This window comes from Shewanella colwelliana ATCC 39565, from assembly GCF_000518705.1.
Classification (GTDB): Bacteria; Pseudomonadota; Gammaproteobacteria; order Enterobacterales; family Shewanellaceae; genus Shewanella; species Shewanella colwelliana.
This window is the reverse complement of record NZ_JAEC01000007.1, coordinates 201,423-226,472: the sequence shown is the minus strand read 5'-3', so window position 1 is coordinate 226,472 and position 25,050 is coordinate 201,423. Positions and strand designations below refer to the sequence as shown.

Below are 25,050 nucleotides of genomic sequence, written 5' to 3'. Positions count from 1 at the left end.
CAGAGCACTTAGCAATCTAACGCCACTGTTTAAGCGGTAAGATAACAGGATTTTGAAATTTTAGATCGCTAGAAGTGAAACGCAGGAGGTGATTAAGCTTTTGAAACTATAGGCTTACTTATTGGCTGTCAGTGCTAAGGGATAGCTATGGCTAGCCAAAAGTGTAAATTAAGCTCCCCGACCTAAACCAGCGTGAGCTCTCACGCCGCTATTTACTATATAAAGGTATCACTTCCTACAAACCCGGGCTTGTTCAACACTCGGGATAAGGACGCGGCTACGCGCGGCCTATCCTTATTTGTTATGTTTTTTTGCTAAGCCCATTTAGAAAACCTTGTGGATTAAGAACGAACTTAGCCGCATTTGACTCTCTAATAGCCTTTTTTATTTCAAATTCATTCGCATCAACAATTGACTTAAACTCTGGAAAGAAAAATGAGCAACTGAGGGATTGAGCAGCATTAACTATTTTGTCGATAATATCATTTAAATTCTGATTTAAATCTAAACGAATATGTATGCCATCAATCTCATCATTTTCAAACCAAACTTGAATATCATTACCCTTCTCATTTCCCCAAATCAGTAAGTCATCGTCCCATGATTCTGATGGAGAGAGAATATCATCAAGAAAAGACTTAAATCCTGATTCAGGCTGTCTATCTTTCCAAGCAATCTCAGCATCATAGCCATCCTCATCATAAAGTAATGAAGAATTATAACTATTTCCCTTAACCCAAGAAGTTGGAATTAATACTACTGAAAATTGCCAGGTAGCCATACCTCTCCTTAAACATAACGCCGCAAACATAGGCGAGCGCAGCGAGTCCTAATGCTTTGCCTTTTTATACGTTTTTTATTGAACCACATAGGATGCCGCTGCCTCTGCCCACAGCCCTTGCCTTCTATCTTGCCACCTAATGTCATCAGGCATGAAATCACATAACTCTAAATGGACTATACCTTCTTCAACCCATTTAGCTCCTTCATGGCGTAACTCTAATACCAATATATTACCAGTAGTTGAATCTACAGTTATAGATTTAGGCAATTTAATAACAGCAGCAAGTTCTGAGTTTTGGCCAGGAATAAATTTAATTACCTCACCAATAACATGCTCGTCATAAGGAAGCCATTTAGGTTCGTAATCATATCCTCCTGATAGCTTGACTGAGTTACCTATTTTCATAGCTCTCTATCTTTTTCGTATAACGCCGGCAACAGCGGTGAGTTAAACTGGCGGTTTTTGTGCGGCTCCATGCACAAAAAGTGACAGTTTGACGAGTCCGTTGCTTGCCCTTGTTAAGTGCCACCCTTTTTATAATTGTAAACATCTAATTCGAATCCATTTGCATGAAGAAACCACTCGTACCATGGAGTTGTATTTTTGAAACCATCGAAATGAAAAACACCATTTTCAAAAGAAGCATTCATAATTTCATCGAGTGGATAATCTGGTTCAGGGTGACTTATTGGAGCAACATCATTCTCCCAGAATTTCGCGACTTCAGATGAGACTCCTACAATTTTTAGCTTACAATCTTCAATGAACAGGTTATCGCCTTGTGACATAGGGTGATCTTTGAGGACAAGTACACCTCTTATGCTCAATATAACATCATCACCTAGCCGCTCAACCTTTTCGATTGATGCATCATGTAAATCTAATTTTTCGAAATATTCTCTAATTATCATTAGCACTTAACATTTTATTAGTGCGCATGCGCGTTTACCTCGTTGGACCAGTGAAAACGCGCACAGTTAACTATCTGTATATAATGAACTTATCAGCATTTTGCTAAATATACCATCTGGAAAAACGCGCATGCGCGTTTTCCAAACCTATTATCTACTTAACAAATAGTATAAGTGATTAATTCTAATGCCATTTATTAAAATCAACATGAGAAAACGCGCACGAATACAGGATGAAAATCGTTCAAAATCCTGATAATTTGAATATGACTGTATAGTTATCCAGTTTTTGGTTGGGAAGTAGTGAATTACATCTCGCTGGTGTAGCGATGAAAATGTCTAGGCCAGAAAGCCCGTTAGGTACTGATCCACCGACAACGTGTTAACTCATTTTGGGGCAAAAGCACGTTAGCTTTTAATGCGTTATTAGTCCCAAATGAAGTTAAATCGAAGAGATAAAATAACCCAGTGTAAGCGCGGTTTTGGCCCTTGGTGGCAGGGATGCCACCGTGGAGCGTATAGGGACATATTCACAGCGAGCCAAAAGAGCGCTTGCACATAAAGCCTGCGGCAGGCAATTAACAGTCATCAAGGTGCGTTTTCAAAGCCAATCAATAAGTGAGAATTCAGCATAACGCTACTCAAGCAAACTTAAAAAAATGCCAAACCTTCATTCCAAGGCCACCCAACTTTGGGGAAAAAAACCTGTTAACTTTTATCAAAAAAAAGCGGATTAGCTTGTGATTGCTCACTTAACCCGCGTTCAGGTTACCTAGTCACAACGCTAATCGGCCTCAACATAAACGAGTCATTAACCGACACTAAGCTACTCGATGAAGTGCACAAATTTTATTTCCTGAAGGATCTCTTAGATAAGCCAAATACAACTGACCTACCGCTCCTTCTCTAAGGCCTGGAGGCTGTTCACAAGCAGTACCACCATTTGCCAAGCCAGCAGCATGCCAAGCATCGACTAAATCGGTATCTTTTGCATTGAAGCCCATAGTGCTTCCATTTCCGTGAGTCGCGGGTTCGCCATCAATAGGTTTTGTTAACGCAAACACCCCACTTGCAGAAAAATAAAAACAGCGACCTTTCTCATCAAAAACACCAGCGTCATAACCTAGCGCACCGAGTATCGCATCATAAAATAGTTTTGATTTTTCAATATCATTAGCACCGAGCATTACATGGCTAAACATTACATCTCCTTATGAAATTATTCATTGTGCTAGCCACACTAATGGATTTCAGATCTATCAACAATCTAATTTTTCGTAAAAAATCAAACACACTAATGCTTTCAGCTTATGTTCATCTTCACTCATCTACTATCGAGGTAAATCAAATGACAGTGAAGAGTTGGAGACGATATGAACAGTATCAAACAAGGAACTTTAATCCTGCTTGTCGCCCTATCGCAGCTACTGCTGGCACCTTCAGCATTAGCACTGAACGACCCAGCAGAGCGTATCGAAGAGATACAATTTAGTGAAGCGGAACTTGCGCAGGTATTAGCACCGATCGCGCTCTACCCAGATAGCCTACTGACGCACATACTGATCGCCTCGACCTACCCTTTAGAGGTGGTACAAGCCAACCGCTGGCGCAATAAATATCAAGCCCTCGAAGCTGAAGCCGCGGTTAAACGCGCCGAAGATAAGGGCTGGGACCCGAGCATTCTAGCGCTATTGGCCTTCCCCACGGTACTTGAAAAACTCAGTGACGATTTAGATTGGACACAGAAATTAGGTGATGCCTTCTTACAAGATGAAGCGCGTGTACTGGCCAGTATTCAAACCCTGCGTCAGCAAGCTGATAACGCCAACACCTTTGATGATATGGACAATATGAAGGTGACTAAGGTGAATCAGCAGATCATCATAGAACCGGTGCAAAAAGAGATTGTTTACGTACCTGTGTATGATACACGTGTGGTTTATGGTCATTGGCGCTGGTATAACTATCCACCAGTGTATTGGGTCTACCCACCGCGATATCCTGTGCACTACCCTAGCCATTACTCAAGCCGCTTTTATTGGCATAGTGGTATTCACATCAGCTTTAACTATTACTTCAGTGCGTTCCATTGGCACAAACGCCATATCGTGGTCACTCACCACCATAGCGCTAATCGCTATCGCTCACATAAACGTATTGTGACCAGCAGTGGCGCACAGCGTTGGAACCATAAACCGGCTCATCGCCGCGGTGTGGCTTATCGCTCAACCAGCGTAAAACAGCGCTATCACAGCCATAGACCCTCAACACTACAAACTAAGCAATTAAGAAGTGTCGAGCGTCACGGAAACAGTGCTAAACCTAAGCACTACAGCACAGCACAAGTAAAACAAAGCCGTGAGCAAAGATTCAGCCAAAAACTGGCTAAGGCACAGCACAGTAATATTAATAACAGTCAGCATAAAGGTGTTAAGCAAGGTGCTAAAGAGAGCCGCCAACAGCGGAATAACAATCACCAGCGAGATATGAGGCACCAGCCAGATAAGAGCCATCAGCAGTATAAAAGTACTCAGCGAGAGAGGAGCCAGCAGCCATACAAAAGTACTCAGCGAGAGAGGAGCCAGCAGCAATACAAAAGTACTCAGCGAGAGAAGAGCCAGCAGCCATACAAAAGTACTCAGCGAGAGAGGAGCCAGCAGCCAGAAAGGAGCAAGCAGAAGAGTAAAAATACTCAGCAATCGCGTCAACGAGCTTCTGATCAGAAAAAAGATTATCGTCAACAGCAAGCCAAAAGCCAGCAGCGCAGCCAGTCGGCACAGGCTCGCTCACCACAGCGAAGCCAACCCTCTCGCACTAAACAGCGCGATCATTAAGGCTGAAGCTTGCCATAAAAAATAGGCTCAAACCAATGTTTGAGCCGATGTTCATTATTGATACACAGTGATAGTCAACGACGCCAGTGAGTATGCCAAGCTCAAGCCATCTGACTCTGATTATCTAACTCACAGATTATCTAACTCACAGGTTATCTAAATCTGGCCATCTAGCTCACTTAACGGAGAAAAGCCAAAGCCTGTCACCTCATCATCGCTCAAGTAGCGCCACGCACCGCTGGCCACATCGCACTGAATATTACCAACTCGCTCTCGGTGTAACGCCTTGACTCGGTTACCCACGGAGGCAAACATCCGCTTGACCTGATGATAACGCCCCTCACCAATCGTCAGTAACACTTCGTGGTCACTGACATAAACCAGCGTAGCCGGCAAGGTAGGCTTTGTCTCACCGGGTAACTGTAACCCCTGTTCAAACCTAGCCACCAGCTGGCGATCAATCTCACCTTTGCGCTCACCTTCTATGCTATTTCTCAATCTTACCCGGTACACTTTTTGGCAATGATACTTGGGGTTAAATACATTAAACGACCATCGGCCATCATCGGTGATTAGCACCAATCCAGTGGTGTCGGCATCCAGCCTGCCAGCGATATGCAGTTCATGAGGATTAGGCACATCAATTAAATTAAAGATGGAGGGGTAATCACCGTCAACATTAGAGCAGAGCGTATCCATTGGCTTATTGAGCAGTAGATAACGAAACGGCCTCAATACCAGTAACCGACCACCTAACTCAATACAATTACTTTCGTGCACCTGCATGCCTGCATCAAATGCAACCTTACCATTAACGGTTAACTCTCCTGCTGTAATCGCCAATAGCGCCTGCTGGCGATTAAGCGCGGTACTCTTGCACACAAATTTGTCTAATCGCATTGAATCTGCCACTCAGCCTTGGGTGATTAAGCTCTGCATTATGAGTATTGTTGGTCTGATATCCAAGCATTAATCTAGCGCTAACCGTGTGCCATAAAACCGGTAATAGCCCACCAAGTTACTAGCAATAAACAGTAACTCCATCAGTACAGCTGTTGGTGATCCAACGAGAGTATTGTTGAGTAACCAAAGGCTAGTACCTATGATCATTAGCTGGCGTAAACGTTGATCGCTTTGGCTAAATGCCGCGACGGTTTGCGTGGCACTGCCAGCAAAACTAATCAGGCTAAGTGGGCCTGCAAAGGTCACTAAAGTCACAAAGCTACTAATGGCCAAGAATAGTGACATCAATAACTTTGAATGGCTAAAAATAGTGACAACATAACGTATCGCTGCCACCAGCATTAAACCTGCAGCGGTCCATTGCTGCAGCAGAGCAAAGTGGCTACTAATGAGCACACCCGACACAGCTAGACACGCGACAATATGGCGCTTTTGTTTAAACTGAAATGACACTAGGTCAAAGATAATTGCAATGCCTATAAGCCATTGCGATACCATAAATTCTGACATAAACCACCTGTTGAAAACATCGCCCTAACTCAGTTGAGACAATGGTAAAAGAAGTGGTCAAAGTATGATTATTACACCAAGTCTAAGCATTAACTTAAGTTAATAACGACAGGCTACGCCCGGTTTTAACAGTAAATAGTTCAACGGTAACGATTGAGATGAAGTTGAGTGATAAAACATCGCCGCTGATAGCAAACCTCCCGCCAATATTGGTTACAGAACAAAGACAATAACGGTGCAGGCGTATTAGCTAGCAGACGGCGACATTAGATTCGCCAGCAAGCCGCGCTTTTAGTCGAGACAAGCTCACAGGGCTAATCCCGATATAATAAGCCAGTTGCTGATTATTCAATCTATCAAGCCATATCGGCCTATGTTCAAGCAAGTGGAGATAGCGCTGCTCAGGCGTATGCAGTAACAAAAAGGCTTCTTTTTGCTCTTTGTAGATCAGTTGTTGACTCAGTAAGCTGATTTTAACCTTGTGCAAACGGGGATCATCAAGCAGCGCTAATGGAAGCCTGACAACATTGGCTTCTTGCATCACCTCAATCTGATACTGCGCAAGCTCGCCTGTTAACCAACTGCCATATAAAAAGCATAACTCCTGTTCAAAATAATACTCCTTGACCAAGGGGGCACCTTTGTCATTGTAGTGACAGGCCTTAAGCAAACCTTCACTAATAAAATAGGCAAACTCTTGGCGACGCCCTTGATGTAACAGTACCTCGTCAGCAACCAGTCGCAGCGGCTTCGCCTGCCCTGTAACCGTTGCCATTAAGCTGTCGTCTAGCCCGTTCTGTTTTAGATAGCGCTTAAAATCCTCTAATTGACACACTAACGTCATTCCTTAGGCCCTTGAGGGAATCGCTGCATTAAAGTTTGAACTCTATCATTACTTGTATCGATGACCAATATATCAACCCTAGAGCGCTGACCCATCTTGGTTTACACTCTTGGCTTACAATCTCGCTTTTACCAAAGAAAAGGCCACGCTATGTCATCACGTGTTTTTGTTATTGCTCAATTTCGTCCCAAAGCAGGTAAAGAAGCGCAACTGTTTGAAGTACTTAAAGCTTTAGAGCCCGACGCACTGCGAGAGCAGGGTTGCATTCAGTACATTTTGACTCGTCAAATTGACCACCCAAGTGCCACACGTACCGACTACCCTATCGTGTTTAATGAGATCTGGAATGACGGTGAGAGTTGGGCGGCCCATGGACGCCGTAAACAGATACAGCACTTTTTTGACACCCAAGTTGCTGCCGCTGACGGCTTAGTTGACGATGCGATTGTTACCGCTTATACAGACGAGGGTTATGACTACGACGCTCCCGTTTTTCTTTAACGGCGCCCGCTTAAGATAAAGAAACGCAGCCATTGGCTGCGTTTTTTATTGGACCACCGATTAAACCACCAGCATGGCCGATGTGTGATTAATCAGGATTAATTAGCTACACCCGTTGCCGCTAAGTTGGATGCAGACCAAAGCGTCACTCGCGCCCCGCTATTGAGACCGTTCTGCATACGAGCAACTTGATCTTGGGTAAAGTTGGCATATTGATCTGAGTAGGCCATAAAGTTCTGCCAGTTAATGGTCTGTCCCATACAGTTGAGAATACCACCGTCACCAGGGTTCATTTGCCAGCTATTTTGCTGTGGCGTATCACAGTTCTCATCACCCGTTATCGCACAGCGACGTTCAAAGCCACGCTTACAGCCTCCTTCGAAGGTATGAATTAGATCGAGGAAATGACCAAACTCATGGGTCAGCACAGAACGAAAGTTTTCATCAGTATTGGTACCAAGGTAGGCCCCATTATATGCCACACGTGCCAAGCCTTCATCAGACATGCCTGAGTCAGGGTACCAAGCGACGCCTGAGTTATTAGTTACGCCATCGGCATAGAGATCATTTTGGATATACACATTCATGTACTTGTAGTTATCCCAATGATCGCGTTTTACATCAGAGCTAGAATAGTTACCAGCCCCAGAGGATTCGGGATGGTAAATAATACCAGAGGTTGGATTACCATTTGGATCTATGCTGACTAAGCGGAACTCAATATTAAGTGCGTCTTTTACGTTTTCAAACTCAGGGTCAATATCGGCAAAGTCCGCAGTACGGCCTTGAAAATCTTCATTCGTCTTGTTCAGTGCATCAATGATCACGGCATCGTTAACCGTATCACCATTGTGTACCGTACCATAAACGTGGAAAACCACAGGAATAATAAAAGTTGGATTGTCAATAATCGCTAACGCATCAGGCGTTGTGCCATCTGATACCAGGTCACCACTACCAGGCTTAGCTTGGGCTTGATTAGCATCTTTGAGCTTAGCATGACGCGCTTTGGCTTCGGTCAGTGCAGCGGGAAAATTACGATAATGCTGAGCATTGGTCTCTGCGGCTTTACAATGGTTAGCAGCAAATTCAGGCTGCTTCGCCTCAACTGCGCTAGAGGTAGCCATGAGTGCGGCTAAGATCGAAAGGCTTAGTTTACTAATCATATTATATATCTCTCTAATTATTCGTTTCAGGGTACGTGGGCGGTTAATCGCCCTCCTGCGATCTCACCCTTTTTGAATAACAACATTACCAAACCGATAAAGTATTCTTTATACAATATACGTAACTTTTGAATGATGTAAACCCCAAATGTAAACAGAATGTAAATAGCGGGCTGACGTTAATAATAGAATCTCAGCTAAAACAAAGCGTGGTCAATGCCATATTGCTGCTTTTTAAGACTAGGATGGTTGGCCGATAACGATTTTAATTCCTTTAATGAACAAAGAATTATCCGCTTACAAATCCTTTGACGACTCACCTCTGTTCAAGCACTGCCCCCACCATTAAATAACCTGTAGGCACTACACTTAATGAGTCAAACAGGTACAGCGTAAGCATCAATAGGAGATAAGATAATGACTAGCCTTTATGAACGCCTAGGCGGCGAACCCCAAATTGCCAGCATGGCAGCTGACATTTTTGATACCCACGCCGCTAACCCAACCATTGCAAGCCGTTATATTGATTCAGACCGAAGCAAAGTCGTCAGACGCGTCACTGAATTTCTTTGTATGGCAACGGGTGGACCGCAGGAGTACAAAGGCAAAAACATGAGTGATACCCACAAAGGCATGAATATCAACGAGCGAGAGTATATGGCGGTGATTGATGATATTTTAGCAGTACTCGACAAACATGATGTCGGCCAACAGGAGCAGCAGGAACTCTTAATGGCGGCCTACTCATTAAGAAGTGAGATCTTAGGTAAATAGCTTCCCAAAAACTAGCTTAACATTTAGCGGGTCCATTATGGCAGTACGCGGCTCGCTCCCCAATTAGGGCCATTGCACATCATGGTTAATAGCCAGTCTGCTGACCCGCCCTCGCCCGCAGTAATTTAAACTTATGGAACCCCAAACCACTGAGCCTAGCTATATCAAAATCTATCATTCCTTGCATCTCACGCACTTTGAGATCTTGCGAACACTTAAACTCCCCCCCTCACCTTTGTTCAACTTGGAGATTGATTTGTAGCAGATCTTAGCTGGGCAGGTATACGCGCACCCCGCATTAGCAAACAGGCGTATTCTATCTTTTTGCTTAAGATGAGTGAGTAACTCGTCATCATCATTGAGCACCATGGGCAATACCACGGTGTCGTAGAGAGCCAATGCTTCTTCAATCTGCTCCGCTTTAGTCAGGTTCTTAATCACACTGGCCTCGATATCGTAGTCAGGAAACTCCTGTTTTATCCAGTATGCTAAATCATCATTGGTACAGATGATGGAGTTTCGGCGATGGTGATATTTTGCTAATAGGCCACGGTTGTCTTCAAACTCAGCCTTGGTGGCAAAATGATTGGTCAGTGGAATACGTAAACCTAACCCATTGTCGCGCAGTTGCCCTACATCTCGGTCGGACAGCTGACGCATCAGATAAAACCGCCCCCCGTAAAGGGTCGACCGCTCCACAAAACCAAATACACTCTCAACTTGTTTAAGTGGCACTGAACCAAAGTTTTGTCTGAGAAACTTCATCACAGATTGATGATCGGGCTTACCTCGCACGGAAATCGTGTAGGTATTTAATGGTGGCTGGCACTGCGCCGCAAGATTAACTTGGCTAATGGGTAGAGTCATAATGGTCGCTGTTAGTTTTTTTTAACCTTTAAGTAACAATCCACTATAAAGCGCACGCTTTCTAAGCTCCATGACATGGATCAAGCATAAGTGGTCATAACAAATGAAAGACAAAAATTAAATATTGCTTTGATAGGTAAGCATTTATTCTTTAAGACCAAAACGATATGATTGGAAAGTTTTACAACTATGTTAAAGGAATAGTATGTATCGCCCGATCCCACTGCTCGTATGCATAAGCCTTTTGGCCGCTTGTACATCTACAAACGAAAATAAAAATTCCCATATTGATCTAAACACACCCTCAACAGAACGACTTGCTATGACAAGTCAAGAAAAGCTATTGCTAGCGGAAGATTACTACAACAATAACATGCCACAGCAAGCCCTCGAACTATATCAACAAGCAGCTAATGAAGGACATCCTAGAGCCCAAAGTGAGCTAGGGCTGATATATGATGTAGGCGCGCTGGGTACCACTGAGAATAATGAACTCGCTTTCCAATGGTATCAACGCGCAGCTAAGCAAAATGATCCTCAAGCTTTCGTAAATCTCGCGGCTTTCTATCGAGAAGGTGAATTCGTCGAACAAAATCTCGACCAAGCAATCGACTACTATCGACAAGCAATAGCGCAAGACTATTCCATGGCAGCGTGTGAACTCGGTTTTATCTATTTAGATGAGCCAAGCCATAAAGATCTTACACAAGCCAAACAGACATTTTTACGCGGTGCAAATGAACAGCAAGCTTCCTGTTATTTAGGCTTAGCTTATCTCTATGATTTCGAACTGCAACAAAATGAACAGGCATTTAAATGGTACAAACTCGCTGCAGAGGGTGGTGAACCAGGAGCGCAATATAATCTCGCCAATATGTACTTAGAAGGCAGAGGCACAAACATTGACATTAAGTTAGGTCATCATTATCTAGACTTAGCTGCTGAACAAGCGTACCTCCCTGCAATCAGCTATTTAGCAAGTATGTATGACTTCGGGTGGAATGTCCCTGTAAATAAAGGGTTTGCTATAGAACTCTACCATCAAACAGCAACGCTAGGTGATGCTGATGCCCAAGTCAATTTAGGTACTTTTTACGAATCTGGTGAATATATTAACCAGAACATTGAGACTGCCCTACAACTTTATACTTTGGCAGCCAAGCAAGGAAATGCGCTAGCTATTAATAATATTGCCTCAATCTTTTTTTATGGCGAGCAAGTCAAAAAAGACACGAAAACGGGGTTAGCACTCTTTTATAAAGCGGCATCGCTTAACAACCCAAATGCAATGAATAACTTAGGTATAATCTATCGAGATGGCAACGCAGTAGAGCAAGACCATGAAAAGGCTTTGACCTTTTTCACGCAAGCAGCCGACTTAGGTTATGAAAAAGCATATCGAAGCGTTGGCAGAGCCTACCATTTAGGGATAGGTACAGAAAAAGATGACCAAGCAGCACTCCCTTACCTATTAAAAGCAGACAATTCGAGCTCCCGCTCAGCACACTATCTAGGGGAGATCTACTTTAAAAGCCCAGTCATCGAGCATGACATTGATAAAGCCATTAGCTATTTCGAGAAAGCTTATGCTCAAGGAGAAGGAGATTCAGCAGCTTACTTAGGTCTTATTTATGAGTCAGGCAGTAAACCTCACCACAATATCGCGCTGGCAATAGATTGGTACAACAAGGCTATCGAAAAAAATAATGGGTTTGCCTATAGCCGTTTAGCTAAGCTCTATCTCACCGGCAATGGTGTCCCCAAAAACATTGAGCATGGTTTAAGCTTATATCGAAAGTTCTCTCTAATTCGAAACCAAAATGCTGACCAGATGATTGGAAACTTATACTTTTTTGGCAATTACGTGACACAAGATTACCAAAAAGCCCGTCACTACTTTGAGATAGCCATCGAGAAAAAAAGTTCTATTGCAGCAAACAATTTGGGTGAAATGTATCGTTTAGGCACAGGTGTAGAGCAAGATATTCAACAAGCGATTGGACGCTATATCTCAGCAGCAAACTGGGGGTCAACGACTGCGATGCTAAACCTGAGTGAAATATATTTAAACGGTGAAGGCGTGCCTGTCGATGATGTTAAAGGATTAGAGTGGTTGAAAAATGCGGCCGAAAACAATGACAGTGAAGCACAATTTATACTGGGTAAACGGTTACTCTCAACTGAAAACCGAACGCTCGGCGAGAGCTGGATAAACAAAAGTGCAAAAGCCGGTAATGAAAACGCCTTAAAATATCAAAGTACAAACCTTTAGATACAAAAACGCAGCCATTGGCTGCGTTTTTTCATTGAGCTAGATGTGACTCAATTGAGTCTAATCACCAAAGTCATCGAGTAAGATATTCTCTTGCTCAACACCTAGGCTTTCCAGCATGCTGATCACTGAAGAGTTCATGATTGGAGGGCCACACATGTAGAACTCACAATCCTCTGGCGCTTTATGATTCTTCAAGTAGTTCTCATAAAGCACATTATGAATAAAGCCTGTGTAGCCATCCCAATTATCTTCTGGGAGCGGATCTGACAGGGCAACATGCCATTCAAAATTGTCATTCTCTGCAGCTAGGGTATCGAAATCCTCTTTATAGAAGATCTCACGGCGAGAACGTGCACCGTACCAGAAGGTCATCTTACGTTTAGTCTGCTCACCCTTTAGCTGATTAAAGATATGTGAGCGCATCGGTGCCATACCAGCACCACCACCAACAAACACCATTTCAGCATTGGTTTCTTTGACGAAGAACTCACCAAATGGACCTGAGATAGTCACCTTATCACCCGCTTTAAGGTTAAAGATATACGAGGACATTTTACCAGGTGGTAGACCTTCTGATGGCGGCGTAGCGATACGCACGTTCAGCATGATCAGTCCTTTCTCTTCTGGATAGTTTGCCATTGAGTAAGCACGCAGTACATCTTCATCGCAGGTTGAGACTAAATCAAACAACTGATACTTTTCCCAGTCATCACGATACTCAGCAGGAATATCGAAATTACTGTATTTCACCTCATGAGCAGGTGCTTCAATCTGAATATAACCACCGGCCTTAAACTTAACATCTTCGCCTTCTGGTAGTTTTAAGAGTAACTCTTTAATGAAGGTGGCTTGGTTATCGTTAGAGATCACCTCACATTGCCACTTCTTCACGCCAAAGATCTCCTCTTCAATCTCAAGCTCCATGTCAGTTTTAACCGCCACTTGGCAGGCTAAACGACAGCCCTCTTTAGCCTCTTTTTTAGTGATATGGTCAAGCTCTGTCGGCAGGATATCTCCCCCACCAGATTTAACTGTCACGCGGCACTGACCGCAAGTACCGCCACCACCACATGCCGATGGAATAAAGATATTTTTACCTGCAAGTGCGCCCAGTAGCTTATCGCCAGCGCCAGTGGTAATGCTTTTTTCTGCATCATCGTTGATGCCGATAGTGACATCGCCACTGATCACCAACTTGCTTTTGGCGAGTAGTATCACCATAACCAGCACACACACCACTATGGTGAACATGCCTATGCCTATTGCCATTTCCATCTAATAACCCTTTTCTTTAATGCATCTGAATTAAGTTGGAAAACACACCACTTAAAACGAAATCCCAGAGAAAGACATAAAGCCTAACGCCATCAAGCCCGTAGTTATAAAGGTGATACCTACGCCTTGCAGCCCTGCCGGAATCGCATGAAACTTCATTCGCTCACGCAGACCCGCCAGCATCACAATTGCCATTGCCCAACCTAAACCAGAACCCGCAGCAAAAACGGTTGACTCGGCTAAGGTATAGTCACGGTTTGCCATGAAAATTACCCCTGCAAAAATCGCGCAGTTCACGGTTAACAGTGGCAAGAAGATACCTAGGCTTTGGTAGAGGCTCGGAATGTACTTATCTAAGAACATTTCCAAAATCTGTACCAAGGCAGCAATCACTCCAATAAAGGTGATCAACTGTAGATAGCTCAGATCCAGTTCAGGGTAGCCAGCCCAGGCAAGCGCGCCAGGCGCTAACACGTTGGCATAGATCAACTGGTTTAACGGTACCGCTAACATCATCACCACGATAACGGCGATACCTAGACCAAATGAGGTTGATACCTTTTTCGATACCGCAAGGAAGGTACACATCCCCATAAAGAAGGAGAGCGCCATGTTGTCGATAAAGACAGCTTGAACAAAAAGATTAATATAGTGTTCCATATCCGTTCCTTACCCTCGCTTACGCTGAATGACGTTGATGGCCCAAATCATCAAACCAATCAAGAAGAAAGCGCTCGGTGGCAACTTAAACATCTCGTTAGCCAAATACCAGCCGCCATTTTCAATCGTGGCAAAAATCTCATGGCCAAACAGGGTGCCGCTACCAAGTAGTTCTCGGACAAAAGCCACCCCTAATAAGATCACGCCATACCCCATTGCATTACCCAATGCATCGACCACAGCTAGGTGCGGCGGCATCTTCATGGCATACGCTTCGGCGCGGCCCATGATGATACAGTTGGTGATAATCAACCCAACAAAAACCGATAGCTGACGCGATAGCTCATAGGCCACGTCTTGCAAAATCATGTCGACGATAATCACCAATGAGGCGATAACCGTCATCTGCGCAATAATCCGCACGCTGTTAGGGATAAAGTTACGAATAGTAGAGATGATCAGGTTTGAGAACACCAATACAAACGTCACGGCTAATGTCATCACCAATGCTGTTTGCATTGAGTTACTGACCGCTAGCGCCGAACAGACACCCAGTACCTGCATCGCAACAGGGTTGTTAGCAAAAATAGGACTGGTCAAAATATCCCGAGTCGCTGTCATACTTTTACTCATCTTAAACCTCCGACGCTTTTAGCTTGTGTAGGAAGGTTTCAAAACCTTCGCTGCCAAACCAGAACTGCACCGCACGCTGTACGCCGCGTCCTGTCATGGTTGCACCGCTCACCGCGTCCACCCCGTGAACATCGCCTGCTTTCGCGCCGCCTTTAACCACTTTGAATGAGACTTTACCTTTCTCATCAAATAGCTGCTTACCTTTAAACTTGTCAGTCCATTCGGTATCGTTAAGGAAATCGCCAATACCAGGGGTTTCACCATGCTCATAAAACACCACATTTTCGATGGTATTAAAGTCAGGCTTCACCGCCACATAACCATAAATCATCGACCATAAGCCTTTTCCGTAAATAGGCAGTACCACGGCATGGAGCTGGCCATTGTCGTCAAACACCTTAAATGCACGCGCCTTGTCAGCACGACTACGAATTTTCGCAGTATCTTTTTTCGGCTTGCTTGATGTCTCTGGATTAATCGCCGCCATGCGGTCATCGAAGTCGAGCACGTTGGCTTCGGTATCAACCACACCTGTGTCCAGCTCAACTAACAATGGTGTGACTGACTTTTCAAAAATCTGACGAAAATCTTTGTCACCACTGATGTCGACATCTGCAGCCATCAAGACGTAACGTTTTAATTCATCACGTTTTTTCGCCAGCTTACGTTCTTTAAGTACCTCGGCTGTCCCGGTGATCATGAAAGAACAAGACAAGCAAAGGATAATAGTGAAGATCATGGTCCCCACAACGGTATCTTTCTTAAATGCCATTACGATTTATTCTCCGTATTGACGCGCTCAGAGCGGCTAGAAAGGCGAAACAAAAAGGATGCGAATATTGATGACCACAAGTTTGCGGTTTGCACCCTAAGCATATGTTCTGATTTATAAGGCATTACGTTTTAGCCTCCGCTTCATGTTGCTGCGTGCAACCACGTAGTCAAACAGCGGTGCCCAAAGGTTGGCAAATAGGATGGCGAGCATTATGCCTTCTGGCATTTTCAGGTTAAGTACCCGAATCAGCACTGTCATAAAGCCGATCATGATGCCGTAAATAAACTTACCTTTGCGGGTATAAGCTGTAGTAACCGGGTCTGTTGCCATAAACATCATACCCAGCGCAAAACCGCCCGTGACTAGGTGCCACGTCCAAGGCATAGCAAACATCTCATTTTTTGCCGAGCCAATCAGATTAAACATCACAGCGGTCAAAATCATACCGAGCATGACACCCGCAACAATGCGCCAATCTGCTAAACGCGTCAGAATCAGCATCAGGCCACCCAGTAAAATGGCAAGCGTACTGGTTTCTGCCATCGTACCTACGGTGAAACCAAAGAAAGCATTCCACCAAGTTGGGTCACTAAACGCCTGGTACCAGCTATAGTCAGCAAAGCTCAAGTTACCTGCTGCAGCTTGCGTTAACGTTGTTGCGCCAGCAAATCCGTCAACCGCCACAAACTGAGATAATGCGGCCACTTCTGTTGGGTAAGCAAAATAGATAAAGGCATAACCAGCCAGTGCAGGGTTGAGGAAGTTATACCCCATACCACCAAACACCTCTTTGGCCATGATCACCCCAAAGGTGATACCTAATGCCACAATCCAAAGCGGCGTCGACACAGGTAAAATCAGGGTAAACAGCAATGCGGTAACAAAGAAGCCCTCATGGAGTTCTTGGCGGCGCACTTTTGCAAACACCACTTCCCAGAACAGACTCACCACCAGCGCGGTAAAATAGATAGGAAGGTAAAAACTTAAGCCGTAGCCAAACAAACCAATCAAACCTGATTGCTCTGTTAATCCACCCGTTAAGCCGTTAAAGACAAACAGCTGCCATACATCTGGCGTGCTAAGCCCAGAAGTCAACGCCACTTGTGCTTGTACGCCTAAATTGTAGATACCAAATAAAATAGCTGGCAGCAGGCATAAGCCGACCAAGGTCATGGTGCGCTTTACATCAATTGCGTCGCGTACATGCACCTTCCCCTTGGTGCTGCGGCCATGCAAATAGAGTAGTGAACGGAAGAAGCTGCGCATCGACTGACCATGTGCATAGTAGTCAGATTGAACGTCAGGCTTTTTATCTTGCTTACTCATTAACCTTCCCTCTCAATAATATCTAGGCAGATACGTAGTTCTTGTCCGTAGTCATATTTACCAGGAGAAACAAACGTACATAACGCCAAATCTTCTTCATCTAACTCTAATGCGCCAAGCAGTTGCGCCTCATCGGTATCTCTTACCACAAGGTCACGCATCAATAGCATAGGTAAGATATCGAGCGGCATGACACGGTCTAGTTGACCAAATGCGATCATCGCGCGTACCGAACCGCCAGCATGAGTAGTTAAATTAAATAATCGCTTGGTACCGCGAAAACGCGATGTCACCGCACGTGTAATAGAGAATTTATTGGACCCACCACGCACCCACGACAGGAACTGGTGCTGAGAGTCTTCTTCTAACACAGAGATCTGCTGATGGAAGCGACCAAGGTAATCATGGGGGCCAGTGGCAGTATGACCCGCTAATATTGAACCCGATACCACACGGTTATCACCCGGTTTCACTTCACCTTCGACAATACCGCTAAGCTGAGCACCAAGCTGTGTTCTTAACAAACGAGGATTTACGGTGGTAGGCCCACCGAGAGCGACAACACGGTCAGTATAAAGCTCACCAGTCTGGAAAAGTTTACCGTAGGCGATAACATCCTGATAGTTAAGGTGCCACACTGGGCGTTCTAAACTAGCAGGTTGAATAAAGTGAATATGAGTACCCACTAAGCCTGCTGGATGAACCCCTGCAAAACGATGGCTTTTCACCTGCGTAATATCGCTACCAGGCAGTGCGTCACCCGCATCATGACACAGATGGATTTTGCCTTCGGTGAGATGAGATAAGACTTGCAGACCCGCCGCAAACGCATCAGGTTGCTCGGCAATAATAATCCGAGGATCTGCCGCCAGTGGATTACTGTCCATGGCATTAACAAAAATGGCTGCTGGTTGCGTGTTTAACTCAGGTACACGAGAGAAAGGACGCGTCCGTAATGCAGTCCACAGACCGCTGTTGACTAAGTTCTCTTGTACCGATTCACGATTAAGTTGGGTGAAATCATTATAAGCATCAAATAAAATCTGCTCGTCACCCGCCACCGCAATCACAACCGACTGCAAAACACGACGTTCACCACGGTTGATTTCGACAATTTCACCACTGGCTGGTGCAGTAAATTGCACACCAGGGGTTTTCTTATCTTCGAAAAGTGTTTGCCCTTTGACGACTTTGTCACCAACCTCCACTAATAAGGTGGGCTTTAGGCCAACATACTCTTCGCCAAGCAGCGCTACTTTGGCTGGGCTAGGAGCAATATCAATAACTTGCCTAGGCTCACCGGCGATGGGCACATCAAGGCCCTTCTTAATCGTTTTAATCTTGTCTGAGAAATCTGCCATCACAAACATCAACCGTTAAAAATTGGGGATGGTTAATAGTAATAGATTATTAACTAAAATACCGATATTAAGGTCACATTCCGACACCGCATTGTAACTAAGCAACGTTTTTTTCCGCTGCAACGTGATATTGATCACCCCAAAATAATTAATACTGTTAACAATGTAGTTTTATAACAATAAAAAATGTAAAGCTCGGCCAGCTTAATTAGGTTTTAGTTAAGTGATACTATAGCGAACATAAGAAACTTTGATGACAAGTTGGATAGAATGCTGAACAAGGGTAAGGTCGAGCCGCTGTAGACGAGTCGTCGAGCATTAACGCCAAACAAAAAAGGACTCAATAGATAACCTAGATTGAGCCCTAGCCAAGCTTTACTCACTACTGATAAATACGACCATTATGTTTAAGCCAGCCACCTTGATGGCGTCCATTCGGATCGAGATGTGTCCAATGCAGCACACCTCCGCGGTTGTTCCACTCATATTGACCCGCAAAGCTCACCTGATCGCCCACATTTAAACTATCGATACGTGGCGCCAAATCGATATTGTGCGCGACTAGCAGGGTCTGGCCGCTCGACAAACGCAAGATAAACTTTTGGTGACGACTACCGTCATTGTCATCGGCTAACAGCTTGCTTACCCGGCCTTGGCTTTGCACCATCACACCACTTTGTTGCAGCTCAAACGCACGAGCAATAACCCTATCAGCGTTAGTCTCAACATCCACTTGCCTTGTATCGGGTAAGGCGCTGCTAGTCGTTTGGCTCGGCTCTCCTGCCCCCAACCAAAAACCTTGATATAACTGACTACCGAGTGCGAGCAATAACATCATTATCACGATACGCAGCATGATCCCCATCAAGGGAGAGTCAGCTTTACGCTTACGCTTTATCGGCCGCTTGGGGGGAACATTATGGTGAGCCACTTGCTTGACTGTCACTCCATCGATACGGGCATTTACTGCGGCACGCTTACCATTGGCTTGGGTTTCAATTTGAAAAAAGAGCCTATCGCCAACTTGCGGACGCCGACTCATATGACGCAAAGTCTGCGCGTGGATAAAGAGCTCCTGAGACGAGGTTGTATCACCGCCCTCCACGGCAATAAAGCCATAGCCTTTATCATCTTTCCAGCGTACTAATGTTCCTTTACAAATTGGGCTTATCATTGTCTATCCAGTGATGAGGTTTATTAACTACTGGCTCACGATATCACAAAGATATACAAGCTGTTAGCGCTACATCTTTCAGTTACCACAACAACATTCACCGCCTAATAATCAAACCATAACCTTAAGCATAACGAGTCTATCATCATACAGTAGAAAAACACTTAGACATCTAGATGGCCAGATGTTATGGTCAGATTTTACTCAATGGTTAGGAATGGAATAACAATGAAACTTGAATCATTAGCACTGCATCATGGATATGAATCTGAAGCGACCACCAAGGCCGCTGCCGTCCCGATTTACCAAACCACCTCCTATACCTTTGATGATACACAGCACGGTGCAGACCTTTTCGATCTAAAAGTCGCGGGCAATATCTATACCCGTATTATGAACCCCACCACCCATGTATTAGAGCAACGTCTCGCAGCGATTGAGGGCGGTATCGGTGCGCTGGCGGTGGCTTCTGGCATGGCTGCTATCACCTATGCGATTCAGGCGCTGACTCAAGTAGGCGATAACATTGTTAGCACCAGTCAGCTATATGGCGGCACTTACAACCTCTTTGCTCACACCTTACCCCGCCAAGGTGTCGACGTGCGGATGGCGGCCTTTGATGACTTCGCAGGTCTCGAAGCCTTGATTGACGACAAGACCAAAGCGCTGTTTTGTGAATCCATTGGTAACCCTGCGGGCAATATTGTCGATATTCAGCGCCTCGCTGAAATTGCCCATAAACATGGCGTTCCCCTTATGGTCGATAATACGGTGGCAACCCCGGTATTGTGCCGCCCCTTTGAACATGGCGCCGACATCGTTATCCACTCATTGACTAAATATATTGGTGGTCATGGCACGACTATAGGTGGTGCAATAATCGATTCAGGCAAGTTTGACTGGGCGGCTCAATCTAAACGCTTTGCCCTACTCAATGAGCCAGATGCCTCCTATCATGGCGTTGTTTATACAGAAGCCTTTGGACCAGCGGCCTTTATTGGTCGGTGCCGCGTGGTACCGCTGCGCAACACCGGCGCGGCGCTGGCACCACAAAGTGCTTTTCTACTGCTGCAAGGGTTAGAAACCTTGGCTTTAAGAATGGAGCGCCATTGCAGCAATGCCCTAGCGCTGGCACAATACCTTGAACAACACCCCAATGTCAGCTGGGTCAATTATGGCGCATTAGCCAACAGCCCCTATCAAGACAACTGTCATAAAATCACTGGCGGTAAAGCCAGTGGCATCATCAGTTTTGGAATCAAAGCCAACTCTAGCGATGAAGCAAAAGAAGCTGGCGGGCGCTTTATCGATGCACTGCAAATGATTTTACGCTTAGTGAACATTGGTGATGCTAAATCACTGGCTTGCCACCCTGCTACAACCACTCATCGACAGCTAGATGCCAACGAGTTAGCTAAAGCTGGCGTATCAGAAGATCTAGTTCGTATTTCTGTGGGGATTGAACATATCGACGATATTATTGCGGATGTGGCCCAAGCGTTGAATAAAGCGATATAAAATGAGGTAACCGCTTTAGCATAGATAGAAGCACTTTAATCACGCCAAGTGGTGTAACACCACTTGGCGTTTATTGATGTCGGTCATGATGCCATAACTAATTAATCTGCCTTCCCCCCACTTTTGCAATCCCAACCTATACTTGAATAAACATGAGTAAAGCCGCAGTCAAAGCAACAGCTGAGTGTCAATGGAGCGACCTAATGTATGCAAAACCTATGGATCTGAACGATCACCCCTCAGTGATGAGCAAACTGGTATATTTGCACGTGACGACACAGGAAAAGTTTGCCGATATTTCACGTATTGCCGTTGCACTGTATGACAAAAACACAGACAAGATTAAAACCTTTATCTACAGCGGAAAACCATCGCCTTTAAATCACTACGAGGCAAAACTCAGTGACTGTTACTCACTGAGAAACATAGCAACGTCTCACAACGGTCGTATCGAACAGGATTTACGCGTTTTTAACGGCAGTAAGCACCAACATGCACAGCTTATTTACCAAGCAGGTTATCGCAGCAGCTATACCTTACCGATACGTTATGGCGATGAACTGATTGGGTTCATCTTTTTTAATGCAGAAAGAGAAGGCGTGTTTGACAGTGCATGTATTCAGCACTTAAACCTTATTGGTAATCTCGTTGCCCTGTTGATCATTAACGAGCTATCCGACATAACAACCTTAGCGTCAACCATGAAAACCGCCATTGATGTGACCCATTTTCGTGACCCAGAAACCGCCGAACACCTTGCCAGAATGGCGCACTATTCTCGCCTTATCTGTTTAAACGTCGCTGACCGTCATCAGCTAAATGACAATTTTGTCGAACACCTCTTTCTGTTTGCACCTTTACATGACATTGGAAAAATTACCGTCTCCAACAACATTCTCTTTAAGCAAGGGCCTTTAAATAAAGTTGAGCGTAAAGCGATGCAAGAGCATTGTGAGTCAGGCCTACACCTGATTGACAAAATGCTCGATAACTACCATTTGACGAATTTAGATCATGTGCAAATCTTGCGTAATGTAGTGGTATATCATCATGAAACCTTGGATGGTAAAGGCTACCCAAAAGGCTTGTTGGATAAACAGATCCCTATTGAAGCCAAAATCGTTGCCGTTGCCGACATTTTTGACGCACTCACAAGCGAAAGACCCTATAAGAGTGCTTGGAGCAACGATGTCGCATTTGCCGAACTAAGAAAACTGGCAGGCACAAAGCTTGATACCGATTGCGTTACGGCATTGATCGACGGCGCAGATGAGATATCGACAATACAACAAACCTTTCAACAACTGCCATCTGCAGCAAGTCCCTACTGACACATAGCCAGTTTTAATTCTTACTTAACTTCTGCCGTTCTTCATTGAGTAATTGCATCCCTGCCGTAATGGCCATCACAGCTTTAGATTTAAATTCACGGCGATACAAGGTGTATACCACGACCAAGCTGGCCACGATAAACAGTAGTGGATGGAAAAACCAACACAGCACAGCCATCGCAAAATAGTAGGAGCGCAAACCATAATTATAGGAGTGAGCCGCTTGATCTTGCACCACGGCCATCTGATTGGCGTAATCCCTAAGGTGACTGTTAGTGCCACTTTTGTCGATAGGGGCTGCGCCTATCATCACATTTAAAAATCCATACTGGCGCATCGACCAAGTAAACTGAAAAAACGCCATCACAAAGATAAAGGTTAACAGACCGAGTTTTAGCTGAATCAACAGGTGCACAGGGGGCGCTGTCAGTGGAATGGAAGCGATCACCGCTTCGAGACGCTCAACTTGAGCAAATAGCGTTAACACACCCGCTAGCACCAGCATGGTGGTACTGGCAAAAAAGGTAATATTCCGCTCTAAGTTAGCCAGTAACGCCGCTTCTGCCACCCGTACTTCACGACCAATGAGTTGCTCCATCCAATGGATTCGGTGTTGATGCAAACACCTAGCAATACAATTGGTGGTTTTCGCCTTTTGCCGCGCAAAACGAGCATAGCCAACCCAACAACAAAAAAAGCACAACACAGCAGTAAGATCGAGCAGTGAATAACCCATAAGATAAAACGGTACTCCGCACCTAGTGACGCTGACTAAATAGCAATATGCCATTAAATCATAACCTGATCCGCTTGAGAACATCTGGGACAAGGGTTATATCCATAATTGCCTTAGAATATTTCATCATTAGTAAAGATCTTGCCTGACACAGCCCAAGTTAATGTTATACACTTGTTTTGGACGAAAAAAGCTCACTACTAGCACTTAAAAATAAAATTAAGAGTTTAATAATAAAGGATTATTTATGAAGTTACTCTCAACGACTCTGTTAACCACTGTCATCGCCTCAGGACTACTCCTTTGTGGATGTAGCGGTGGAGGCCCTGGCAGCGAAACCAATTCAGGCAATACAAGCGGCTCTATCGGCACTGGATCTGGCGGTAGCACCATAAAGTGGGTGGCAGGCGAGTTTACCCCTTACCCTCAATTGGCCAATCAATGCGATGCCGCTCTAAAAGAAAAGCTGTGGCTGCGCTCATGGAGCAATGACACTTACCTTTGGTACAGCGAAATACCCGACAGAGACCCAGCGCCCTACAGCGTTGGCGATTACTTCGATACCTTAAAAACTACTGAGCTTTCAGAGACAGGTAATGAGAAAGACAAGTTCCACTTCTCCATGTCAACAGCCGAGTGGGAACAACTTAATCAATCTGGTGCCTCGGTCAGTTACGGCCTTAACTTCCACCTGCAACAAGCCAGTGCCAGTACTGACAGAAAGGTCACAGTCACCTACACAGAACCAAACTCTCCAGCGACCTCTGCCAATATTGCCCGTGGCGCAGTTATCGTCAGTATCAATGGTGTCAGCGTTAAAGATGCCAATGACACAGCCAGCATTAGCGTGCTTAACCAAGGCTTGTTCCCCAGCAGCAGTGGGCAACAAACCCGCTTCACGTTGTTGGACCTAGGCGAAAGCCAAACCCGTGATGTCACCCTGAGTGCGCAAACAGTGGTCTCAACCCCGGTGCAAAACGTCAATCTAATTGCTACCGACACAGGCACCGTCGGTTATATCCAGTTCAACTCACATATCGCCACTGCAGAGCGCGGTCTCGTTGACGCCATCAATAGCCTGCGCAGTAGCGGTGTTAACGACCTAGTACTTGATCTGCGTTACAACGGCGGTGGTCTTCTCGCTCTCGCCAGTCAGCTGGGCTACATGGTTGCTGGCGAACAAGCGACTCAAAACCGTATTTTTGAGCGCAGTAGTTTTAACAGTAAATACCCGACCACAGATCCCGTCACTGGTGCAGCACTCACACCTATGCCTTTTATTGACGAGAGTATTGGGTTTAACGCAGGTCTATTAGGCGCAGGACAGGCACTGCCATCGCTTAACCTTAATCGACTCTTCGTTCTAACCACAGATAACACCTGCTCGGCCAGTGAAGCGCTAATGAATAGTTTACGCGGCATCGATATTGAGGTGATCCAAATAGGCGGCACCACCTGTGGTAAGCCTTACGGTTTCTACCCAACCCCCAACTGCGGCACCACCTATTTCACTATTCAGTTTAAGGGGGAAAATGATAAAGGATTTGGCGACTACTCTGATGGCTTTATCCCGAGTACCAGTCCAACCTTGGCCAGCGAAATCCCAGGCTGTGACATGGCTGATGATTTTTCAAAGCCTTTAGGTGATAAAAACGAAGCCATGCTGTCAGCAGCGCTTTATTATCGCGACAATAATCGCTGCCCTGCTGTCAGTGCATCGATGGCCAAAAGCGCGCCTAAGCCGCAATTTATCGACCACGGCTTTACGCTAGAAGACACACGTATGCAGAATGTGTTACTCAATAACCGCATCTTAACCCAGGTGAAATAGT

Annotated in this window: 24 protein-coding genes; 7 read left to right on the top strand and 17 right to left on the bottom strand. The window is 45.0% G+C overall.

From position 1 onward, the window contains the following. Positions 1-301: 301 nt before the first annotated feature. From L876_RS0105675 to L876_RS0105660, 4 genes are all read right to left on the bottom strand, one after another. Positions 302-781 carry a hypothetical protein gene (locus tag L876_RS0105675; RefSeq protein WP_028762910.1) on the bottom strand — a complete coding sequence of 160 codons (480 nt, stop codon included), beginning with the start codon at positions 779-781 and terminating at the stop codon, positions 302-304. Positions 782-856: 75 nt separating this feature from the next. Continuing rightward, on the bottom strand, positions 857-1,189 hold the full coding sequence (locus tag L876_RS0105670; protein WP_028762909.1) for a hypothetical protein: 333 nt from the start codon (positions 1,187-1,189) through the stop codon (positions 857-859). A 113-nt stretch (positions 1,190-1,302) separates the two neighbouring features. Then, the gene (locus L876_RS0105665; protein WP_028762908.1) at positions 1,303-1,695 is read right to left on the bottom strand and encodes a hypothetical protein; all 393 of its coding nucleotides are present in this window, start codon (positions 1,693-1,695) and stop codon (positions 1,303-1,305) included. An 821-nt stretch (positions 1,696-2,516) separates the two neighbouring features. After that, a complete protein-coding gene (locus tag L876_RS0105660) occupies positions 2,517-2,897 on the bottom strand; it encodes a VOC family protein (protein ID WP_028762907.1) in 381 nt (126 codons plus the stop codon). A 171-nt stretch (positions 2,898-3,068) separates the two neighbouring features. On the opposite strand from L876_RS0105660, the gene L876_RS21185 reads away from it, so the two are divergent. Further along, positions 3,069-4,529: a DUF3300 domain-containing protein gene (locus L876_RS21185; protein WP_037428055.1), complete on the top strand. Its 1,461-nt coding sequence runs from the start codon at positions 3,069-3,071 to the stop codon at positions 4,527-4,529. A gap of 156 nt (positions 4,530-4,685) precedes the next feature. On the opposite strand, the gene L876_RS21180 is transcribed toward L876_RS21185, so the two are convergent. The 3 genes from L876_RS21180 to L876_RS0105640 form a co-directional block, all read right to left on the bottom strand. Then, positions 4,686-5,429: a pseudouridine synthase gene (locus L876_RS21180; protein ID WP_051412947.1), complete on the bottom strand. Its 744-nt coding sequence runs from the start codon at positions 5,427-5,429 to the stop codon at positions 4,686-4,688. Between the two features lie 69 nt (positions 5,430-5,498). Next, complete coding sequence (locus tag L876_RS0105645) at positions 5,499-6,002, bottom strand: YgjV family protein (protein ID WP_028762906.1); 504 nt, start codon at positions 6,000-6,002, stop codon at positions 5,499-5,501. Positions 6,003-6,252: 250 nt separating this feature from the next. Next, positions 6,253-6,846 (bottom strand): Crp/Fnr family transcriptional regulator, encoded by a 594-nt coding sequence (locus tag L876_RS0105640; RefSeq protein WP_028762905.1) that lies wholly within the window; start codon positions 6,844-6,846, stop codon positions 6,253-6,255. Between the two features lie 150 nt (positions 6,847-6,996). Between L876_RS0105640 and L876_RS0105635 the strand changes: the two genes are divergently transcribed. Further along, entirely contained in the window at positions 6,997-7,347 is a 351-nt protein-coding gene (locus L876_RS0105635) for a putative quinol monooxygenase (protein ID WP_028762904.1), read from the top strand. A 98-nt stretch (positions 7,348-7,445) separates the two neighbouring features. On the opposite strand, the gene L876_RS0105630 is transcribed toward L876_RS0105635, so the two are convergent. Further along, entirely contained in the window at positions 7,446-8,513 is a 1,068-nt protein-coding gene (locus tag L876_RS0105630; protein ID WP_028762903.1) for a M43 family zinc metalloprotease, read from the bottom strand. A gap of 417 nt (positions 8,514-8,930) precedes the next feature. Here L876_RS0105630 and L876_RS0105625 point away from each other — a divergent pair, with 417 nt between their 5' ends. Further along, positions 8,931-9,287 (top strand): group I truncated hemoglobin, encoded by a 357-nt coding sequence (locus L876_RS0105625; RefSeq protein WP_028762902.1) that lies wholly within the window; start codon positions 8,931-8,933, stop codon positions 9,285-9,287. A gap of 174 nt (positions 9,288-9,461) precedes the next feature. On the opposite strand, the gene L876_RS21175 is transcribed toward L876_RS0105625, so the two are convergent. Further along, positions 9,462-10,154 (bottom strand): hypothetical protein, encoded by a 693-nt coding sequence (locus L876_RS21175; protein ID WP_248674485.1) that lies wholly within the window; start codon positions 10,152-10,154, stop codon positions 9,462-9,464. A 322-nt stretch (positions 10,155-10,476) separates the two neighbouring features. Between L876_RS21175 and L876_RS0105615 the strand changes: the two genes are divergently transcribed. Continuing rightward, complete coding sequence (locus L876_RS0105615) at positions 10,477-12,426, top strand: tetratricopeptide repeat protein (protein ID WP_028762901.1); 1,950 nt, start codon at positions 10,477-10,479, stop codon at positions 12,424-12,426. 60 nt (positions 12,427-12,486) lie between these two features. On the opposite strand, the gene nqrF is transcribed toward L876_RS0105615, so the two are convergent. The 7 genes from nqrF to L876_RS22390 all read right to left on the bottom strand — a co-directional run bounded on the left by nqrF (position 12,487) and on the right by L876_RS22390 (position 19,633). Then, complete coding sequence (gene nqrF / locus L876_RS0105610) at positions 12,487-13,704, bottom strand: NADH:ubiquinone reductase (Na(+)-transporting) subunit F (RefSeq protein WP_028762900.1); 1,218 nt, start codon at positions 13,702-13,704, stop codon at positions 12,487-12,489. 51 nt (positions 13,705-13,755) lie between these two features. Further along, positions 13,756-14,364, bottom strand: a complete 609-nt coding sequence (gene nqrE, locus L876_RS0105605; RefSeq protein ID WP_028762899.1) for an NADH:ubiquinone reductase (Na(+)-transporting) subunit E — start codon at positions 14,362-14,364, stop codon at positions 13,756-13,758. Positions 14,365-14,373: 9 nt separating this feature from the next. Then, entirely contained in the window at positions 14,374-14,997 is a 624-nt protein-coding gene (locus L876_RS0105600) for an NADH:ubiquinone reductase (Na(+)-transporting) subunit D (protein ID WP_028762898.1), read from the bottom strand. A gap of 1 nt (position 14,998) precedes the next feature. After that, positions 14,999-15,769 carry a Na(+)-translocating NADH-quinone reductase subunit C gene (locus L876_RS0105595; protein WP_028762897.1) on the bottom strand — a complete coding sequence of 257 codons (771 nt, stop codon included), beginning with the start codon at positions 15,767-15,769 and terminating at the stop codon, positions 14,999-15,001. Positions 15,770-15,883: 114 nt separating this feature from the next. After that, positions 15,884-17,098 carry an NADH:ubiquinone reductase (Na(+)-transporting) subunit B gene (locus tag L876_RS0105590; protein ID WP_028762896.1) on the bottom strand — a complete coding sequence of 405 codons (1,215 nt, stop codon included), beginning with the start codon at positions 17,096-17,098 and terminating at the stop codon, positions 15,884-15,886. Continuing rightward, entirely contained in the window at positions 17,098-18,459 is a 1,362-nt protein-coding gene (locus L876_RS0105585) for a Na(+)-translocating NADH-quinone reductase subunit A (RefSeq protein WP_028762895.1), read from the bottom strand. Before L876_RS0105585 ends, L876_RS0105590 begins: the two co-directional genes overlap by 1 nt. Before the next feature lie 382 nt (positions 18,460-18,841). Next, a complete protein-coding gene (locus tag L876_RS22390; protein ID WP_028762894.1) occupies positions 18,842-19,633 on the bottom strand; it encodes a DUF3465 domain-containing protein in 792 nt (263 codons plus the stop codon). Positions 19,634-19,861: 228 nt separating this feature from the next. Here L876_RS22390 and L876_RS0105575 point away from each other — a divergent pair, with 228 nt between their 5' ends. Both L876_RS0105575 and L876_RS0105570 read left to right on the top strand, forming a co-directional pair. Then, positions 19,862-21,151, top strand: coding sequence for an O-acetylhomoserine aminocarboxypropyltransferase/cysteine synthase family protein (locus L876_RS0105575; RefSeq protein ID WP_028762893.1), 1,290 nt, complete (start codon positions 19,862-19,864; stop codon positions 21,149-21,151). 152 nt (positions 21,152-21,303) lie between these two features. Further along, positions 21,304-22,482, top strand: a complete 1,179-nt coding sequence (locus L876_RS0105570) for an HD domain-containing phosphohydrolase (RefSeq protein ID WP_248674484.1) — start codon at positions 21,304-21,306, stop codon at positions 22,480-22,482. Positions 22,483-22,495: 13 nt separating this feature from the next. Here L876_RS0105570 and L876_RS0105565 read toward each other — a convergent pair whose 3' ends face one another. Next, the gene (locus tag L876_RS0105565; protein ID WP_028762891.1) at positions 22,496-23,218 is read right to left on the bottom strand and encodes a DUF599 domain-containing protein; all 723 of its coding nucleotides are present in this window, start codon (positions 23,216-23,218) and stop codon (positions 22,496-22,498) included. 247 nt (positions 23,219-23,465) lie between these two features. On the opposite strand from L876_RS0105565, the gene L876_RS0105560 reads away from it, so the two are divergent. Next, positions 23,466-25,049, top strand: a complete 1,584-nt coding sequence (locus tag L876_RS0105560) for a S41 family peptidase (RefSeq protein WP_028762890.1) — start codon at positions 23,466-23,468, stop codon at positions 25,047-25,049. The last annotated feature ends 1 nt before the right edge of the window (position 25,050 follow it).

Bases quoted from the DNA above. Each gene is read 5' to 3' on its own strand.
- L876_RS0105600 (WP_028762898.1), bottom strand. From the start codon at position 14,997: ATGAGTAAAAGTATGACAGCGACTCGGGATATTTTGACCAGTCCTATT.
- L876_RS0105590 (WP_028762896.1), bottom strand. From the start codon at position 17,098: ATGAGTAAGCAAGATAAAAAGCCTGACGTTCAATCTGACTACTATGCA.
- L876_RS0105575 (WP_028762893.1), top strand. From the start codon at position 19,862: ATGAAACTTGAATCATTAGCACTGCATCATGGATATGAATCTGAAGCG.
- L876_RS0105595 (WP_028762897.1), bottom strand. From the start codon at position 15,769: ATGGCATTTAAGAAAGATACCGTTGTGGGGACCATGATCTTCACTATT.
- L876_RS0105660 (WP_028762907.1), bottom strand. From the start codon at position 2,897: ATGTTTAGCCATGTAATGCTCGGTGCTAATGATATTGAAAAATCAAAA.
- L876_RS0105675 (WP_028762910.1), bottom strand. From the start codon at position 781: ATGGCTACCTGGCAATTTTCAGTAGTATTAATTCCAACTTCTTGGGTT.
- L876_RS0105635 (WP_028762904.1), top strand. From the start codon at position 6,997: ATGTCATCACGTGTTTTTGTTATTGCTCAATTTCGTCCCAAAGCAGGT.
- L876_RS21175 (WP_248674485.1), bottom strand. From the start codon at position 10,154: ATGACTCTACCCATTAGCCAAGTTAATCTTGCGGCGCAGTGCCAGCCA.
- L876_RS0105615 (WP_028762901.1), top strand. From the start codon at position 10,477: ATGACAAGTCAAGAAAAGCTATTGCTAGCGGAAGATTACTACAACAAT.
- L876_RS0105640 (WP_028762905.1), bottom strand. From the start codon at position 6,846: ATGACGTTAGTGTGTCAATTAGAGGATTTTAAGCGCTATCTAAAACAG.
- L876_RS0105625 (WP_028762902.1), top strand. From the start codon at position 8,931: ATGACTAGCCTTTATGAACGCCTAGGCGGCGAACCCCAAATTGCCAGC.
- L876_RS0105565 (WP_028762891.1), bottom strand. From the start codon at position 23,218: ATGGGTTATTCACTGCTCGATCTTACTGCTGTGTTGTGCTTTTTTTGT.
- L876_RS0105630 (WP_028762903.1), bottom strand. From the start codon at position 8,513: ATGATTAGTAAACTAAGCCTTTCGATCTTAGCCGCACTCATGGCTACC.
- L876_RS0105570 (WP_248674484.1), top strand. From the start codon at position 21,304: ATGAGTAAAGCCGCAGTCAAAGCAACAGCTGAGTGTCAATGGAGCGAC.
- L876_RS0105670 (WP_028762909.1), bottom strand. From the start codon at position 1,189: ATGAAAATAGGTAACTCAGTCAAGCTATCAGGAGGATATGATTACGAA.
- L876_RS21185 (WP_037428055.1), top strand. From the start codon at position 3,069: ATGAACAGTATCAAACAAGGAACTTTAATCCTGCTTGTCGCCCTATCG.
- L876_RS0105645 (WP_028762906.1), bottom strand. From the start codon at position 6,002: ATGTCAGAATTTATGGTATCGCAATGGCTTATAGGCATTGCAATTATC.
- L876_RS21180 (WP_051412947.1), bottom strand. From the start codon at position 5,429: ATGCGATTAGACAAATTTGTGTGCAAGAGTACCGCGCTTAATCGCCAG.
- L876_RS0105585 (WP_028762895.1), bottom strand. From the start codon at position 18,459: ATGGCAGATTTCTCAGACAAGATTAAAACGATTAAGAAGGGCCTTGAT.
- L876_RS22390 (WP_028762894.1), bottom strand. From the start codon at position 19,633: ATGATAAGCCCAATTTGTAAAGGAACATTAGTACGCTGGAAAGATGAT.
- nqrF (WP_028762900.1), bottom strand. From the start codon at position 13,704: ATGGAAATGGCAATAGGCATAGGCATGTTCACCATAGTGGTGTGTGTG.
- L876_RS0105560 (WP_028762890.1), top strand. From the start codon at position 23,466: ATGAAGTTACTCTCAACGACTCTGTTAACCACTGTCATCGCCTCAGGA.
- L876_RS0105665 (WP_028762908.1), bottom strand. From the start codon at position 1,695: ATGATAATTAGAGAATATTTCGAAAAATTAGATTTACATGATGCATCA.
- nqrE (WP_028762899.1), bottom strand. From the start codon at position 14,364: ATGGAACACTATATTAATCTTTTTGTTCAAGCTGTCTTTATCGACAAC.